Origin of the sequence: Nonomuraea fuscirosea (genome assembly GCF_035917475.1) — a bacterium.
GTDB lineage: Bacteria > Actinomycetota > Actinomycetes > Streptosporangiales > Streptosporangiaceae > Nonomuraea > Nonomuraea fuscirosea.
On record NZ_CP109074.1, the window covers coordinates 6,774,251 to 6,789,708 of the forward strand.

Genomic DNA, 15,458 nt, shown 5'->3' on the forward strand with positions numbered 1-15,458 from the left:
GCGACGCCTTTCCGGTCGTGAGGCGTAACAGCCGGGAAACAGCGCTGCCGCCACAGTCGACGCCATCGACCCGTCACCGACGAAAGGACGGCTCCATGGGTGGGCTCAGCAGAAGAGGGGTCCTGGCCTCCGGCGCGGCCGCGTTCGCCGCCGCAGCGCCAACGACTCGCCCGGCGCGGGCGCGGGAGCGGCCGTTCCGTGCCGCCGCGAGCGCCGGACGCCCCTCCCGCCCCAACATCCTGTTCATCTTCGCCGACGACCTGGGCTGGGCGGACCTCAGCTGTTACGGGGCGCCGGAGATCCGCACTCCCCATCTGGACGCCCTGGCCGGCCAGGGCGTGCGTTTCACTCACGGGTACGCCGCCTCGGCGGTGTGCTCGCCGACGCGCCTCGCGCTCTACACCGGCCGCTACCCGGGCCGCCTGAAGGCCGGGCTGCTGGAGCCGATCCCCGGTCCGGGCGCGGACGCCGGCCTTCCCGTGGCGCACCCGACGCTGGCCTCGCTGCTCAAGCAGGCCGGTTACGCCACCGCCATGTTCGGCAAGTGGCACTGCGGCTACCTGCCGGACTACGGCCCGGTCAAGTCCGGCTGGGACACCTTCTTCGGCAACATGGGCGGCGCCGTCGACTACTTCTCCAAGATCAGCGGCAGCGGCGAGACGGACCTGTACGAGGGCGAGGTGAAGACGGAGTCGCTGGAGTACTACACACGGACGGTGTCCGAGCGGGCCGCGGCCTTCATCAGGGACAACAGCGGCGGCCCATGGCTGCTCAATCTCAACTACACCGCCCCGCACTGGCCCTGGGAGGGCCCCGATGACAGGGCCGTCAGCGACGATCTCACCCGGCGCATCACCGAGGGCCAGGAGGAGGGGCAGATCCTCGCGCACAACGACGGCGGCTCGCTGAGCACGTACCGCACGATGGTCGAGGCCATGGACGCCGGGATCGGCCAGGTGCTGAAGGCCCTGGCCGACAGCGGGAAGCAGGACGACACCCTGGTGATCTTCTCCAGCGACAACGGCGGCGAACGCTGGTCGTACCTGTGGCCGCTGACCGGTTCGAAGGGGCAGCTCAACGAGGGCGGCATCCGCGTGCCCACCATCGTGCGCTGGCCCGCCGGCATCCGCGGCAACCAGGTCAGCGACGTCCCGGTCGTCACCCAGGACTGGACCGCGACCATCCTGGAGGCCGCCGGCGTCGAGCCGCACGCCGCCTATCCGCTGGACGGTCACAGCCTGCTCCCCTACCTCCTGGACGGCGCGCAGGCTCCCGCCCGGGACCTGTTCTGGCGGATGCGGCGGTTCGGCGCGCTGCGCCGCGGGAACTGGAAGTACCTGCGCGTCCTGCCGCAGCAGGAGGGCCAGGCGACACAGCATCTGCTGTACGACGTGACGGCCGACCCGCGCGAACGGGCCAACCGCGCCGCCCACGAGGGGGAACTCCTTGCCCGCCTCAGCACCGCATGGGACGCGATCGACGCGGAGCTGGAGGACTATCCGCCTCAGGGCGGCGACCGGCCCGGCCCCTTCGATTGATCCGGCGGCCGGGCCCACCACCGGTGAGCCGGCCGGGCGGCGTCAGGTGGTCGTCTGCTGGGTCAGCCCCAGGTCGGCCCCCTTAGGGTCCTTGACCATGGTGACGGCCGCCAGCGAGATCACGCAGAGCACCATGATGTAGACCCCGATCGACAACGCCGACCCCGTGCCCTGCACCAGCGCCTCGGCGATCGTCGGGGCGAAGGCGCCGCCCAGGATGGCGCCGAGCGCGTAGCCGATGGCCGCGCCGGAGTAACGCACCGCGACGGGGAACAGCTCGGCGTACAGGGCCGACATGGGGCCGTACGACAGACCCAGGCCGCCGGCCAGGACGATGATCGCCACCGCGAAGAGCCAGATGTCGCGCGTCCCCATCAGCAGGAAGAGCGGGATCATCCACACGAACACGATCGCGTACCCGATCTGGAAGGTGCGGACCCGGCCGATCCGGTCCGACAGCGCGCCGCCGTACATCGTGAAGACGAGCCAGGCCACCGACCCGGCGACGGTGGCGAGCAGGACGGACGGCCGGGGCAGGCCGAGCGCGGTGGTGCCGTAGCTGATGAAGTAGGCGATGAGCAGGTAGCCGGCGGCGTTGTTGGCCACGAAGATCAGCGCGGTGAGCACGACGTTCCTGGTGTGGCCGCGGAAGAGGTCGCGCAGCGGCGCGGCGGAGGTCTTGGTGCGCTGCTGCAGCTCCTTGAACACGGGGCTCTCCTCGACGGCCCGCCGTACCAGATAACCGACGATGATCAGCGTCAGCGAGAGCAGGAACGGCACCCGCCAGCCCCACGCCAGGAACTGCTCAGGGGTGGTGACCGCGCTCATGATCCACAGCACGCCGGTGGCCAGGATGAGCCCGATCGGCACGCCGATCTGGGGGAAGGAGCCCCACAGGCCGCGGCGGTCGCGGGGCGCGTGCTCCACCGCCAGCAGCGCCGCGCCGCCCCACTCGCCGCCCGCCGAGAAGCCCTGGATGACGCGCAGGAGGATGAGCGCGATGGGCGCCGCCACGCCGATCGTCTCGTACGGCGGCAGCAGGCCGATGAGCATGGTGGCCACGCCCATGAGGAGCAGGGTCAGCACGAGCATGCGCTTGCGTCCCAGCCGGTCGCCGTAGCGGCCGGCGATGATCGCGCCGAGCGGCCGGAACAGGAAGCTGATCCCGATCGTGGCCAGCGAGATGAGCGTCGCCAGGCCGGGAGCCCGCTCGTTGACCGGGGCGAGGAAGAGCGGGCCGAAGACCAGGCCGGCGGCCTGGGCGTAGATGAAGAAGTCGTACCACTCGATGGTGGTGCCGGCCAGGGTGCTGGCGAGGACTTTGCGGTCGTCGGGGGTCATGGATCGAGACTCACTCGGCACGATGAACTCCGTTCCTCACTTCGGGGGGTGGGGCGGCGCGGATGTCGCCGAGCCGGCTCACCGCGCACCCCGGCACCGCACGCGGGGTGCCGAGCGCGCAGAAACCGGAGTCCGCCACGATCGCAGTCTGCCACCGTCGGACGATCATCCACAGGTGCGCGCGGCCCCCTTGAGCTTCGCGCAGACGACCAAGGTCACCCATGCGGCACAACCAAAGCCACCGGCCATGGCATCCAAAGGAGCAGGGCGAGCGACCGAGGGCTGGCGCGGTCCGGCCGTTCGCCAGCAGAGCCGGGCCTGTGCCGCCCGGCACGCTGATCCCATGGACGACAGACCGAGGGGCGGCCGGCGCGCCGCACTGCTGCTGGCGGTGATCACTCCACTCATCGCCGAACTCACCCTGGGCAACCCGCCGCTCAGCCAGATCTGGCTGATGCTGCTGTGGATCCCGATCTACGGTGCCGGGACGGTGCTGATCCGTGAGCTGGTACGACGGCGACACGGGGGCTGGCCGTCCATCCTGTTGCTCGGGCTGGCGTACGGCATCGTCGAGGAAGGGCTGGTGCTGCAGGCGCTCAGCAGCCCCACCATGTACGGGGTGGCCGGCTGGGCGCCCCGGTTCCTCGGCCTCAACACCGCCTACGCCGAGCTCAACCTGCCCTACCACGCCGTCTTCAGCGTGGCGCTGCCGATCCTCCTGACCGACCTGGCCTTCCCGGCCCTGCGCGACCGGCCGTACCTGAAGCGAACGGGCCTGGTCGTCGCCGGGGTGGTGTTCGTGCTGGGCGGGCTGCTGCTGCGGTTCACCGTGGCGACCTCCATCGACCCCGGCTACCAGGCGCCGGCCGCGGTGCTGGCCGGGTGCGTGATCGCCGTCGTGCTGCTCGCGGTGGTGGCGCTGCGCGTGCTCGCGCCCGCCCGCTCCTCCGCCCCGGCCGGGGCTCCGGCTCCCGGCCCCTGGGTGGCGGCAGGGTTCGGGCTGCTGGCCGGGTTCGGGTATCTGGCGCTGCTGTTCCCGTTCGGCGGGGCCGCTCAGCCCGCCTTCACCCACGGCGCCTGGGTCGCCGCGCCGATGCTGGGCGCGGCCCTGCTCGCCGCATTGACCTGGTGGCTGGTACGCCGCTGGACGACGGGCGGCGGCTGGACGGACCGGCACGCCATCTGCCTGGCCGGCGGGGCACTGGTGGGCCACACCGCCTTCGGCGTGCTGGCCAACGCCGCCACCCTCGTCGACAAGCTCGAACTCTCCGCCCTGGGGCTGCTCACCGTGGTCCTGCTGGCGCTGCTGAGCCGCCGTACCGGAACCGGATCCATCACATCGCCCACCGGCCGTCATGGGCGGCCGGCCGCAGAAGGGAGCACGCGTTGAGCGTCCGCATCACTCGCGTCCGATGACGCGACGCACCCATGGACGTGCGCATGACCGCACGCATGGCCACACGTACGGCCATGCGCACGCCGTGCGCACGGCGTGCGCGCCCCGGAGCCCCCCGTCTGGAAACGATCAGAGGAACATCATGACCGAAAGCGTGATCCGCAGGTACACCGGCCTGTTCGGCATCATCGCCAGTCTCTTCATCGTCGTACAGGTGCCGCTGTACTTCCTCTACGAGACCCCGCCCGACTGGAACATCCTCACCCGCAGCCTCATCGGCATCACCGGGTGCACCTTCTACATCGTGTACTTCATCGGGATGCGGCAGCTCATCCGCCACGTCGACCCGGCCTACGACTGGATCGCCGGTGTCGTCCAGACGGCGGGCGTGCTCTGGGTGGCGATGGTGTTCGTCCCCCAGTCCATGGAGGTGGGCGCGGCGATCTCGGTCGACCACGACCTCGACACGACGTCGGCGGGGCCGTTCGCCGCGGCGCAGTACCTCATGCAGGGCGCCGTCTCCCGGCTGCTCATGGGCCTGTTCCTGATCGCCCTCGGGATCGCCGTGGCGAAGCTCGGCCTGCTGCCGCGCTGGGTGGGCCGCTCCGCCTACGTTCTCGCCGTGATCAACCTCGCGTTCCTGCCGGCCGTGTTCTTCGGTGACGACCCCGCCGACTTCTACAGCGCGCAGGGCTGGGGCACCACCGCCAGCATGGGCGCCGTCTGGAGCCTGTGGACGCTCGCGGTCAGCATCAGCACCCTGCGCACCGCCCGCCGGCCGGTGTCCACGAGTGTGGCGTGACCGAGGGGCCGTGCTGTCGGATCGCTGACGACCGGCGTCCCGGAGAGTTCTTCGCGGAAATGCGGGAGGCGGTGTTGGATCGGGGCGGTGGCGTTCGTAGCAGGAGTGAGGCCGTCCACAAGGACGGCGCGAAGTGTACGGAACCGGCCGTTTCTCCACGGCCACCAACAGAAGGATCTCGACATGACCGACCAGCCCACCGACGTTTCACCGATCGGCGACGCCGCCAAGCCCCCGGTCGCCGACCGGGCCGCGTTCCAGACCGAACTGGACCGGCTCCGGATCCGCGAGAAGGCCCACACCCGCGAGGGTGACGCGATCGCCGCCGCCCGCCGCCGTCTGCCGATGGTCGAGGTCGATGCGCGGACCCCGCTGACCGGGGCGGACGGGACGGTGCCACTGATCGACCTGTTCGCCGGACGGTCGCAGCTGATCGCCTACTTCCACATGTGGCACACCGGCCATCCCGCCGGGCAGCAGTGCGAGGGCTGCACCTTCAGCACCTCCCAGGTCACCGAGCTGGCCTACCTGCACTCCCGCGACGTCAGCTACGCGGTCCTGGCCGAAGGGCCGTACGAGGAGGTCTCGCGCTACCGCGAGTTCATGGGCTACCCCGTCCCCTGGTACTCGGTGCCGGAGGAATCCGTGAACCGGCTGATCGCCGGCCGGCACTTCGGCATCCTGGCCTGCTATCTGCGTGACGGTGACCAGGTGTACGAGACCTACTGGAACACCAGCCGGGGCAACGAGGTGATGGCGCCGTCGTACGGACTGCTGGATCTGACCGTCTACGGGCGGCAGGAGGAGTGGCAGGACTCACCGGAGGGCTGGCCGCAGGGCTGGGGCTCTAAGGGGGGCCAGTTCCAGCTCGACGGCCGGCCAGCCGCCCAGTGGTCGCGCCTGAAGGCCGGCCGCGACGACGACCTCGGCTCCCCGCACCCCGGATGACCGGCCCGGCACCCTCGTACGGGCCTGGATGTTCACCCGGCCGGGGGTGCGATGACCGACGACAGCGCCGAGGAGGGCGCGCGCCGGAGAGGGCCGGCCGGTCGGGAGCCGTGTTCGGCCGGAATGGACTTCGTGGGCCGCGCTGTCAGGGTGACGAAGCGCCCGTGCCCCCTTGGTCCATCTTGCGGACGGCGAGGAGGGAGAGTGCGGCGACGGCGCCGCCGATGACGAAGCCGGCGACGAAGGCCGACTCGGCTGGGACGGTCGACCCCGCAGGGGTTCCGGCGGTGAGGAAGGCGCCGCCGATCTGCGCGCCCGCGGCGAAGGCGATCACGCGGATGACCAGGACCAGGCTGGTGGCGGTGCCGGTGTCGGTGTGATCGACGGTGGTCGCGGTCTTGACGACCACCGCCGTGACGCAGACGCCGCTGGCCAGCGCGACCAGCACCTTGCCGACGACGAGGTGCCAGACCTCGCCGTGCAGGAACACCATGGCGAGCAGCGCGGCCATCAGGCCGACGACTCCGGCGGTGACCGCGGCCCGCGGGCCGAACCGCCGCGCCGCGATCCCGGCGACCGGCCCGCTGACCGCCGCCGCGACGGCGCCGGGCAGCAGGTAGAAGCCGATGTCGGTGGCGCTGGCCCCGAAGCCGTAGCCGTCGCCGGACACCGCGAACAGTTGCGGGACGAGATACATCGACAGCGAGGTGCCCAGGCAGACGGCGAAGGTGATCGCGTACGAGCTCCAGATCGCCGGCCGGGCGAGCAGGCGCAGGTCGACCATCGGCGCGGCCGACCGGCGTTCGACGAAGATCCACCCGGCCACGAGGGCGGCCAGGAGCACGACGAGGGCGGCCAGTTCGAGGGGCCGGCCGCCGGCCTCGGGCACGATCGCGAGCACGACCATGAGCGTCAGCAGGATGCCGCTCAGCAGCGCCAGGCCCGGCCAGTCGATCCTGGCCTCCGACCGGACCGGCGGGTCGTCCGGCATCAGCCGGTGCACGAGCAGGGTCGCCACGGCGATCGCGATCGTCGGGATCGCGAACATCCAGTGCCGGGACAGCCCCTCCGCGATGGGTCCGGCGATGAGCGTGCCCAGCATGCCGCCGCCCACGAACAACCCGCTGACCACCCCGATGGCCACCTGGGAGTCGCCCTTGGGCAGGTGCTTGCGTACCAGGATGAACGAGAGGGGCAGCGCGCCCACCATCGCGCCCTGCAGCACCTGGCCGAGCAGCAGCACCGGCAGGTTCGGCGCCAGCGAGGAGACCAGGCCGCCGGCCAGCACCACCCCCATCAGCCGGGTCATGACCCGTTTCCCGCCGTACCGGTCGCCGAGATTGCCGGTGACGGGCAGGAGGAGCGCGCCGGTGATGAGCAGGGCGATGCTGAGCAGCGCCCCTTGGGCGGGGCTCAGTGAGAGTTCGCGTTGCAGTAGCGGGAGCGTCGGTGACACCACCGACTCCAGGGCCCCGGTGGCGGTGGCCAGCAGGCCGAGCGCCGCGACGGCGGCCTTTCCGACGGCGACCGGGGGAGCTTGAGTCGTGTTCATGGACGTCCTTTCCTCGTTGCCGACGAGTAAGGCGAGGGGGGAGAGAGGGGGAGGCCGCGGCGTGCCGTATTCCGGGCATGCCGGACGGAAGCGATGGCCCGGCGCCGGTGCTGTGGCCGAGGTCCTGGAGCTACCGGGTGTGGCCGGTCGAGCGGGCGGGCGCCGTGGGCATCGCTGGGGTACGGACGTGGTGGTCAGCGCTGGTGGTGCGAGGCGTGGTGGTCAGCGCTGGTGGTGCGAGGCGTGGTGGTCAGCGCTGGTGGTGCGAGGCGTGGTGGGCGGCGAGGACGTCGCCGCCGAAGTCGGTCTCCGGGTCCCGCCACACGGCGTGGGCGTGGTTGCCGCCGCGCTGGACGTTGGTCCACTCGACCAGCAGCCGCGGCCCTTGCAGGCGGTAGTAGTGCGGCTCCCCCGCCGTGGTGGAGCCGGCCCAGGCGAGGTGGACGGCGTCCAGAGCCGCCGGTTCTTCGTAGCGGGGCAGCGGGGACACCCCGTCGGGGACGCGGTCGAGGTAGGTGCCGAGCAGGGCGCGCAGCAGCTCCCGCTGCGTGGCGTCGAGCTCGGCGCCCGGCACGCCCTTGGGCAACGGGCTGAGGGCCACCGCCTCGCGGTCCGCGCCGTGCAGGCCGGTGGCCGGGCTCCCGGCGCGGTCCGGGGTGTGCGGGCCGGGACGCCAGAGCTCACTGCGCAGGATCACGCGGTCGTCGATCCGGGGGTCGTTGCCCGTCACGATGTCGTCAGGGGCCTGGCTCAGCAGCACCGCGCGGGCGGCGAGCTCGGGGCGCAGCGAGCGGACCAGGTCGCGGGCCAGATCCTCGGCCGCCCCCAGCGGGCGCAGCGTCGCACCGCCCAGCAGCGGCGACGCGGCCGGGTCCGCGCCCAGGAAGCACGGCGTGGTGGCGGCGACGCGCCCGTCCACGACCAGGTAGTTGAGCGAGACGTGGTGGCCGCCGAACCGCCACCCCCACGGCCGGGGCCCGCCGGGCTCGCCGAAGACGCGCAGGTAGTACATGCCGGGGTCGCGGGTACGTTCCCGCCCCCAGTTCACCGAGAAGCCCTCGACGAGGTCGAGCACGTTCTCCAGACCGAGCAGGGTGGCGACGGTGGTGTACCCGGCCTCGGACAGGCCGCTCGCGACCAGCCGCAGCACCAGCCGGTGCTGGGCGGGGCGCTGCCGGTGGAAGGTGAGGCCGCCGTGGTCGGTGGGCGTGTAGAACCAGCGGGTGCGTTCGGCCTCGCCGGTGCCCGGCGGCGGTCCGGCCGCCATCGTGCGCTGGTCGTCGTCCAGGCTGTCCAGCCAGGTCAGGGCCGCCTCGGCCATCCGGTCGGCGACTTCGCGGCCGGTGTCAGTCACTGTTGCCTCCGCTGCTCCCGGGCCGGCACGGCGACAGTCGCGCGGCCGCGGGGCGACCCGACCCGTACGACCTCTCCGTACATCCCCGCCGTACGTCACCTCTCAACTGACAATCCGAGGAAATCGCGGATATATCCGGCGATCGGCTCCGCGAACTCCATGGCGATCGCGTGGCGGCCGTCCTCGATCGGGCGCAGCCGGGCGTCGGGGATCCGTTCCTCCATCAGCAGGGCGCCGGAGTAGGGCGCCAGCAGGTCCGCCGTGCCGTGCACGATCAGGGTGGGTGCGCTGATCTCGCCCAGGCGGTCGCGTACCTCGTGCCGGCGGGCGGCGTCGTGGCGGCGGCCGGCCTTGCCCTGATCACGGTACGCGAGCGTCTGGGCGGCCCGGTTGTGCAGCTCGGACTGCCCCTCCGGGGTGACGAAGAAGTCCTTGACCGCCCGCTGCCGGTCGTCGTGCGACATGTCGAACAGGTCCCCGACCTGCTGCGGGCACAGCGCGAAGCTCGGCGTGGTCGCGATCAGGACGAGGGACGCGACCCGGTCGGGATGCCGCAGCGCGGCGTGCTGCACGACGGCTCCGCCGAAGGAGGTGCCGAGCAGGTGCGCGCGCCGGAGGTTCAGCGCGTCCAGCAGGTCGGCGAGGTCGTCGGCGAGGTCGCCCAGCGTGTACGGGACCGGCGGGTTCACGGTGATCCCGGAGTCGCGCTGGTCATAGGAGATCGCCCGGATCCCCGGGCCGAGGTGCGAGCGGAGTGTGGCGTACTGGGTGCGGTCGCTCTCACCGCCGTGAACGAGCACGATCGGCACCCCGCTGCCGCCGTCATCGATGATGCCGACGTCGAGATCACCCGCCCGTACCGTCTCGGCGGGGTCGTGCTCTACCTGACGCATGGCCACTGCGGGCCCCCTTTTCGGCGACAGTACATAGACATTCCTATGAATTGAGATGACCGTATCACTTAGTTTCGCGTTTAGGGAGACCTCATGCCATCCGTTCCGTCCTGCCGATCGTCGGGGCGGCCGGGCCGTCCATCCGCCTCCAGACCGGGAAGAGCAACGAGCACAGGCGGCTGCGCAGTTCCTCCGGCACCGTCTCATACGTCACCGTGGCCATGATGGGGTTGACCGCCCGGCCTGCCGCCGGGCGCCGATCCGGTCAGCGCCGCGCAGCGCGCCGCGCCGTCGTACAAGGCGGCGGCCCTGGCCAGCGGCATTCCTGCGCGTGCGGCGAGCGTGGGCAACAGCACGCCGCGGGCGGTATCACCCGGCGTACGGAACAGCCCTGTCACCGCCATCAGCGCGCACAACTCCCAGCCCTCCGCGACGGGGAGTCGTGCCCTATCGCGACGTGCGGCCGGCTCAGCCCGCCCGCGCCCACCCGCGCAGCGCGCCCCGGTACGCCTCGGTCAGCCGGATGACGACCTCCCTGCGGGACAGCTCCGTCTCCTGCAGCAGGTCCTGGACCTCCCGGGGGTCGTACATGATGTTGTTGAGGAACAGGGCGTACTCGAGCATCTCGTCCGGAAGCCCCAGGTCGGCGAGCAGCCCGCGCACCGGCTCCGACCAGGCGTCCCGCATCGCGACGATGATGTCGTTCGCGTCGTGCAGCCGCTTCAGGTACCCCTGCCGCGAGCGCAGCTGCACCAGCGCCGGGCCGTGCTCGGCGAGCAGGTCCACCCACTTGTCCACGACCGCGTCGAACAGCGGCTGCCCTTCCGCCGTCGACGCCGCGCTGAAGTCGCGCAGTTCTTCGACGACGCTGAGCACGTACGCCGCGAGCACGTCGTCCACGGTGGAGTAGTAGCGGTAGGCGGTGGCCGGGCCGATCTCCGCGCGGGAGGCGACGGCCTGCATGGTGAGCTCGTCGGGCGCTTCCCTGGCCAGTTCGCCGACGGCCTCCAGGAGGCGCCGGCGGTTGCGGCGGGTGTCGCTACGCAGCTTGCCCTCCCCTCGCCGGACGCCCTGCTGACCGGTCACCGGCAACCTCCGCCCTCATCGAATCGCAGGCGCAGGATATCCCTCATCGCCGAAGTGGCGCACGATGCGGGCCAGCCCGGTGCGCAGGTCGTCCTCGGAGGCCGCGAACGAGATCCGCAGGTGCCCCTCGCCCGAGGGCCCGTACTCGATGCCGGCCCTGACCAGCACCTTCCGCTCGGCGAGCGCGCGGGCGACCACCTCGGACGGCAGGGCGGCGTCGTAGCGGAGGAACCCGTAGAACGCCCCCTCCGGCGGCGTCAGCCGCAACCCGGGCACCCCGGACAGCTGCGCGACCACGAGCTCGCGCCGCTGCCGGTACGTCTCGGCCATGGCGTCGACGACGCCGTCCGGCAGGTCGAGGGCGGCGAGGGCCGCGTGCTGGGCCGCCGTGTTCAGCGAGCCGTTGTAGGTCCGGTGCGCGTGCGCGGCCGCGTCCACCACCTCGCGCGGCCCGGTCAGGTAGCCCACCCGCCAGCCGGTCATCGCGTACGTCTTGGAGAACGTCTGGACGTACACCGTCCGGTCCCGCAGCGACTCGATCTCCAGCGCCGACGTCATCACGTGCCCCGGATAGACCAGCCGGTGGTACGCCTCGTCGCTGACGACCAGGACGTCCGAGCCGTCGAGGAGATCTCCGAGGGCCTTGAGCTCCTGCTCGCGGTGCACGATCCCGGTCGGGTTCGACGGGTTCGAGAAGATCATCATCGCCGCCCCGGGCAGCGCCGCGGCCAGGGCGTCGAGGTCCCAGTGCAGGTCGGGGGCGAGCGGAACGTAGTCCACGGTGCCCCCGGCGAAGACGACCAGATCGGCGTACAGCGAGTAGGCCGGCTCGGGGATGACCACCCGGTCGCCGGGGCCGATCATCGCGAGCACGACGGCCGCCAGCGCGGCGGTGGCGCCCTGGGTGACCACGATGTCGTCCGCGGTCCAGGTCCGTCCGGGACGCCCGGGCAACCGCGCGGCGAGCGCGGCACGCAACGCCGGCAGGCCCTTCTGATCGGCGTAGTGCGTGTGCCCCGCACGCAGGGCGGCCGCGGCGGCCTCGACCACCGGCGGCGGCGTCGGGAAGTCCGGCTCGCCCATGGCGAGCGACACGGCACCCGGCGGGGCCGGCGCCAGGGCCGGGCGCCGCGAGTGGCGGCGCAGGTCCCCGATCCGGAAGGCGGGCGGCCTGTCGGTCATCGGCCCGCCACCGCGTCGCCGGAACCCGCCACATCGCCGGAACCCGCCGCAGCGCCGGAACCCGCCACATCGCCGGAACGCGCGGCCAGGATGCGCCGCCGCAACGCCTCCTGCTTCCCGACGACCTCGCCGACCGCGTCCACGGCCTCCTTGACCCGCCGCCGCGGAACGACGACGACGCCGTCCGCGTCACCGACCAGCACGTCACCCGCCTCCACCACCACACCGCCGACCGCCACCGGGACACCGATCGCGCCGGGCCCGTCCTTGAACGGCCCGGCGGGGGTGACCGTCCGCGCGTAGACGGCGAGGCCCATCTCCCGCAGCGACCGGACGTCCCGGATGGCGCCGTCGACCACCGCGCCGACGACCCCGGCGTTCACCATGATCTCGCCGATGAGGTCGCCGACCAGCGCCCGCGTCCCGTCCCCGTGCCCGTTGACGACCAGCACGTCGCCCGGCCGCGCGTCGTCGAGCGCCCGATGCACGGCCAGGTTGTCCCCCGACCGCACGTCCACCGTCAGGGCGGTCCCCAGGAGCGCGGCCTGCCCGGTGAGCAGCCGGATACCGCCGTCCATGACGGTCATCCGCCCCAGCGCGTCACCGACGTCGGCGGCCGGCACCTCCCCCAGCCGGCGGATCTCCTCGGCCGGCACCCGATCCCAGGGCGGGGCGATGGACACGCTGTCGGTGGGCGCGACTATGAACACGATGGTTCTCCATTCTCAAATGAGACAGTCATCTCACATGAAAGGATCGTAGCCCCTGAAGCATCCACCCACAACGCCTTCAAGCCGCCGGAGTACGCGACGAGCCGGAGCGCCCATCGCCCCGCCGGCCGCATGGAGTCATAGTCGTTGGGCGCCTTCCAGTTCAACGCCGAGGATCTCTTCCTGAATGACGGTCAGCATGTGCGAGCGCGAGGACTCGTCGTGCACGCCGAGCAGGCGGGCCGCGGCGCAGTCTCGCTCGGCCACCAGGCCGAGGGCCAGCAGTCCCGCGGGAACGAGCCTCATATCATGCTCGGCCGCCAGGGCGGCGGCGGTCAGGAGAGCGCGGCCGGCACTCGCCGTAAGCCGCAAGCCGCACCAGTCGAGCTCCGGGGCCTCCAGGGGATCGCGGAACGCGCGAGCCGAGGTGATGTCGCCTGGCCCGCGCTGCCGTACGCGTTCCCAAGCTATGGCGTCGACCCGCATCAGCGCCCTGAGCAGGGCCCGGGTGTCCAGCGGCACGCCCTCATCCCCCTCTCCCCCGCCTCTGTCGCCGGCCCATGCCGCCGCGTCCCTTCGCGCCCCTTCTTCAGCGGCCGCGCGCACGGCACGAGCCGTCTGGTCATCGAGGTCGATCACCCTCTCCAGGGCCGGCGGCGGCAGTCGCGCCGCCATCCGGCGCGCCACGAAACCAAGCCCGCGCTGGTGCCGGGGGCATACTGTCTCGATCGCGCGTGCCAGGGACGCCGCATAGGTGAACTCCGTGCGCTTGCGAGCGCCGAAAGCGATCCACTCGCCGTGCCGCCCCGTCACGATGACATGAGCCGCAGAGCCGTGATACGCATGCGGATCCAGGCCTGCGAAGCGTCGATGGCGGACCGCCGCGAAACTGAGGAACCGCCACCACCGGGCCTCCAATTCCCCTCTCCTGTACGGTGCCAGCACCAGCATGAGAGGCACATCGGGCACGTTTCTCGCCAGGTAATCGATCTCCCACCCGAAGCCCGTCTCGGTCACCTCCTTGGGGGTGACCACAATGACGATGACGGTGGCGCGTCGTGCCCATTCCCGCACCTGCTTCTGCCACGTGCCGTCCGGCACGGGCTGTTTGGCGGCGCCGATGTCCGGCAGCCGTACGTTCGGGTCCGCTATGGCCACGACCGGTCCCAGAGTGTGCAGATGGCGAACGAGAACCTCTTCGAACGGCTGCCGGTAGGCCATGCTGATGCGCTCGACCAGGCTGGTACGGCCGAATGCGCTGGTCGGGATCTTCAGCACATCGTTGTCGAACGGCCGCAGATAGAGCACGTGCGCACGCTGGTCCTTCGCCAGCCGGGTCTCCGCGTCCGCCAGCGCCCGCCGCCGTCCGTACCGGCGAATCAGCACGCTGAGGACCAACAGCAGAACCGCGATGACGAAAACGCTCTGTTGCAGGTTTTCCGCCGGTAGCGGAGCGATGATCGCGACGGCCACCCGCGCCGGAAGACTGAGATCCTCGTTGAGGTAACGCGGATTCAGGACGCCATCAGTGATGAGCGGCGACCGGTCGATGCCGAATGCGCCCACCATCGCGACGGCCATGACAACGCAGGCCGCGAACACACCCACGGCCAGGCTGCAGATCCCCGCGATCGGACTCAGCCAGCTCGCGGGACGCCGGGTCAGGTGCAGCCCGCGAATGCGATAGGGCCGCCACAACCGCAGGGGACCCGGCGACCTGATCCAGCCGAACCACACCCCCAGCACGGCGATCACCATCACCGCCCAAGGGACCTCTTGCGGCGGATTCACCACGGCTCCGGCCAGTCCGAAGACCGAGAGCGCTCCGAAGAGACGTGCGGTGAACCGCAGCCGCAGCCCCCACTTCAACCGGGTGGCGGTCCTCCCCACATCGATCCAGTGCGCCCGGCCCGTAGGCGTCTCATAGGTCTCCCCACGCAGCGGGTTGCGGGCGGCACGGATGGGGACAAGGATCACCCAATAGAGGACGAACGGCACCGTCAGCAGCATGCGCGTCCCGTCGAACTCGATGCCGTGCACCACATGGTCCGGCCCCGCCAGAGCCCGGAGCTGCGCCAGGGCGGTCTCCGTCGCCAGCCGGGGCAGGCCGTCGGGCGACAGTCCTGCCGCGCTGGTCCGCACCAGGTAGATGGAACGGGCGAAGATCACGGTGTAGGTGTACACACCGTCCCGCAGCGGCTCGGCCCGCGACCATGCGGCAGGATGTGCGGGCAGGGGCTCGAAGGCGGGCATGCCGACCCGCACTGTGCTGCGCAACTGACCCCAGAGGGCGACCGCCGCATCGTTCGGCTGCTCGCAACCCCAGACGATGATCTGCTCCGCCACCCGTCTGGCCGGATCCCGCCAGGCGCGAAGATGCGCGGGGCACTGCAAGGAGGTCCCGGCCCAATAGGGTTCGGCGGGGGCGTCGCGCCACGGCTCCCAGCGTCCTCCCGTGGAGCTGGGAGGCGTGTCGAGAAGAACCGTCTCCGGGTCGCGCTCGGCGGACGCCGTACCGGTCCAGGCCGGCCAGGACAGGACCGCCGCCGCGAACATGAAGATCACTGAGCGTAATCGCATGCCCACTTATCGTGAATTGCACATCTTGAGTTACACCACTTGCCCTGCCCCCAACGGCATCCGACGGGCTGCGCCC

The 15,458-nt window shown here is 71.5% G+C and carries 13 protein-coding genes; 4 read left to right on the plus strand and 9 right to left on the minus strand.

Going from position 1 to position 15,458, the window contains the following annotated elements:
• The first annotated feature begins 95 nt into the window (after positions 1–95).
• Positions 96–1,538, plus strand: coding sequence for a sulfatase family protein (locus OIE67_RS31040; protein WP_326627086.1), 1,443 nt, complete (start codon positions 96–98; stop codon positions 1,536–1,538).
• A gap of 42 nt (positions 1,539–1,580) precedes the next feature.
• Here OIE67_RS31040 and OIE67_RS31045 read toward each other — a convergent pair whose 3' ends face one another.
• Positions 1,581–2,879, minus strand: a complete 1,299-nt coding sequence (locus OIE67_RS31045; RefSeq protein WP_326627088.1) for an MFS transporter — start codon at positions 2,877–2,879, stop codon at positions 1,581–1,583.
• A 343-nt stretch (positions 2,880–3,222) separates the two neighbouring features.
• Here OIE67_RS31045 and OIE67_RS31050 point away from each other — a divergent pair, with 343 nt between their 5' ends.
• The 3 genes from OIE67_RS31050 to OIE67_RS31060 all read left to right on the plus strand — a co-directional run bounded on the left by OIE67_RS31050 (position 3,223) and on the right by OIE67_RS31060 (position 6,025).
• Positions 3,223–4,269 (plus strand): hypothetical protein, encoded by a 1,047-nt coding sequence (locus OIE67_RS31050; RefSeq protein WP_326627091.1) that lies wholly within the window; start codon positions 3,223–3,225, stop codon positions 4,267–4,269.
• 148 nt (positions 4,270–4,417) lie between these two features.
• Positions 4,418–5,077: a hypothetical protein gene (locus tag OIE67_RS31055; RefSeq protein ID WP_326627093.1), complete on the plus strand. Its 660-nt coding sequence runs from the start codon at positions 4,418–4,420 to the stop codon at positions 5,075–5,077.
• Positions 5,078–5,260: 183 nt separating this feature from the next.
• Complete coding sequence (locus OIE67_RS31060; protein WP_326627095.1) at positions 5,261–6,025, plus strand: DUF899 family protein; 765 nt, start codon at positions 5,261–5,263, stop codon at positions 6,023–6,025.
• 145 nt (positions 6,026–6,170) lie between these two features.
• On the opposite strand, the gene OIE67_RS31065 is transcribed toward OIE67_RS31060, so the two are convergent.
• From OIE67_RS31065 to OIE67_RS31100, 8 genes are all read right to left on the minus strand, one after another.
• Complete coding sequence (locus OIE67_RS31065; protein WP_326627097.1) at positions 6,171–7,577, minus strand: MFS transporter; 1,407 nt, start codon at positions 7,575–7,577, stop codon at positions 6,171–6,173.
• Between the two features lie 250 nt (positions 7,578–7,827).
• Positions 7,828–8,931, minus strand: coding sequence for a DUF3500 domain-containing protein (locus OIE67_RS31070; protein WP_326627099.1), 1,104 nt, complete (start codon positions 8,929–8,931; stop codon positions 7,828–7,830).
• Between the two features lie 95 nt (positions 8,932–9,026).
• Positions 9,027–9,824, minus strand: coding sequence for an alpha/beta fold hydrolase (locus OIE67_RS31075; protein WP_326627101.1), 798 nt, complete (start codon positions 9,822–9,824; stop codon positions 9,027–9,029).
• Positions 9,825–9,915: 91 nt separating this feature from the next.
• On the minus strand, positions 9,916–10,038 hold the full coding sequence (locus OIE67_RS31080; RefSeq protein ID WP_326627103.1) for a hypothetical protein: 123 nt from the start codon (positions 10,036–10,038) through the stop codon (positions 9,916–9,918).
• A gap of 254 nt (positions 10,039–10,292) precedes the next feature.
• Entirely contained in the window at positions 10,293–10,910 is a 618-nt protein-coding gene (locus tag OIE67_RS31085; protein WP_326627105.1) for a TetR/AcrR family transcriptional regulator, read from the minus strand.
• A gap of 15 nt (positions 10,911–10,925) precedes the next feature.
• Entirely contained in the window at positions 10,926–12,092 is a 1,167-nt protein-coding gene (locus OIE67_RS31090; RefSeq protein ID WP_326627107.1) for a pyridoxal phosphate-dependent aminotransferase, read from the minus strand.
• Positions 12,089–12,802 carry an RraA family protein gene (locus OIE67_RS31095; protein WP_326627109.1) on the minus strand — a complete coding sequence of 238 codons (714 nt, stop codon included), beginning with the start codon at positions 12,800–12,802 and terminating at the stop codon, positions 12,089–12,091. Before OIE67_RS31095 ends, OIE67_RS31090 begins: the two co-directional genes overlap by 4 nt.
• Before the next feature lie 138 nt (positions 12,803–12,940).
• Positions 12,941–15,367, minus strand: a complete 2,427-nt coding sequence (locus OIE67_RS31100) for a hypothetical protein (RefSeq protein WP_326627111.1) — start codon at positions 15,365–15,367, stop codon at positions 12,941–12,943.
• Positions 15,368–15,458 lie beyond the last annotated feature (91 nt).

Coding starts and splice junctions, on each gene's coding strand:
- OIE67_RS31040 (WP_326627086.1), top strand. CDS start 96: ATGGGTGGGCTCAGCAGAAGAGGGGTCCTGGCCTCCGGCGCGGCCGCG.
- OIE67_RS31045 (WP_326627088.1), bottom strand. CDS start 2,879: ATGACCCCCGACGACCGCAAAGTCCTCGCCAGCACCCTGGCCGGCACC.
- OIE67_RS31050 (WP_326627091.1), top strand. CDS start 3,223: ATGGACGACAGACCGAGGGGCGGCCGGCGCGCCGCACTGCTGCTGGCG.
- OIE67_RS31055 (WP_326627093.1), top strand. CDS start 4,418: ATGACCGAAAGCGTGATCCGCAGGTACACCGGCCTGTTCGGCATCATC.
- OIE67_RS31060 (WP_326627095.1), top strand. CDS start 5,261: ATGACCGACCAGCCCACCGACGTTTCACCGATCGGCGACGCCGCCAAG.
- OIE67_RS31065 (WP_326627097.1), bottom strand. CDS start 7,577: ATGAACACGACTCAAGCTCCCCCGGTCGCCGTCGGAAAGGCCGCCGTC.
- OIE67_RS31075 (WP_326627101.1), bottom strand. CDS start 9,824: ATGCGTCAGGTAGAGCACGACCCCGCCGAGACGGTACGGGCGGGTGAT.
- OIE67_RS31090 (WP_326627107.1), bottom strand. CDS start 12,092: ATGACCGACAGGCCGCCCGCCTTCCGGATCGGGGACCTGCGCCGCCAC.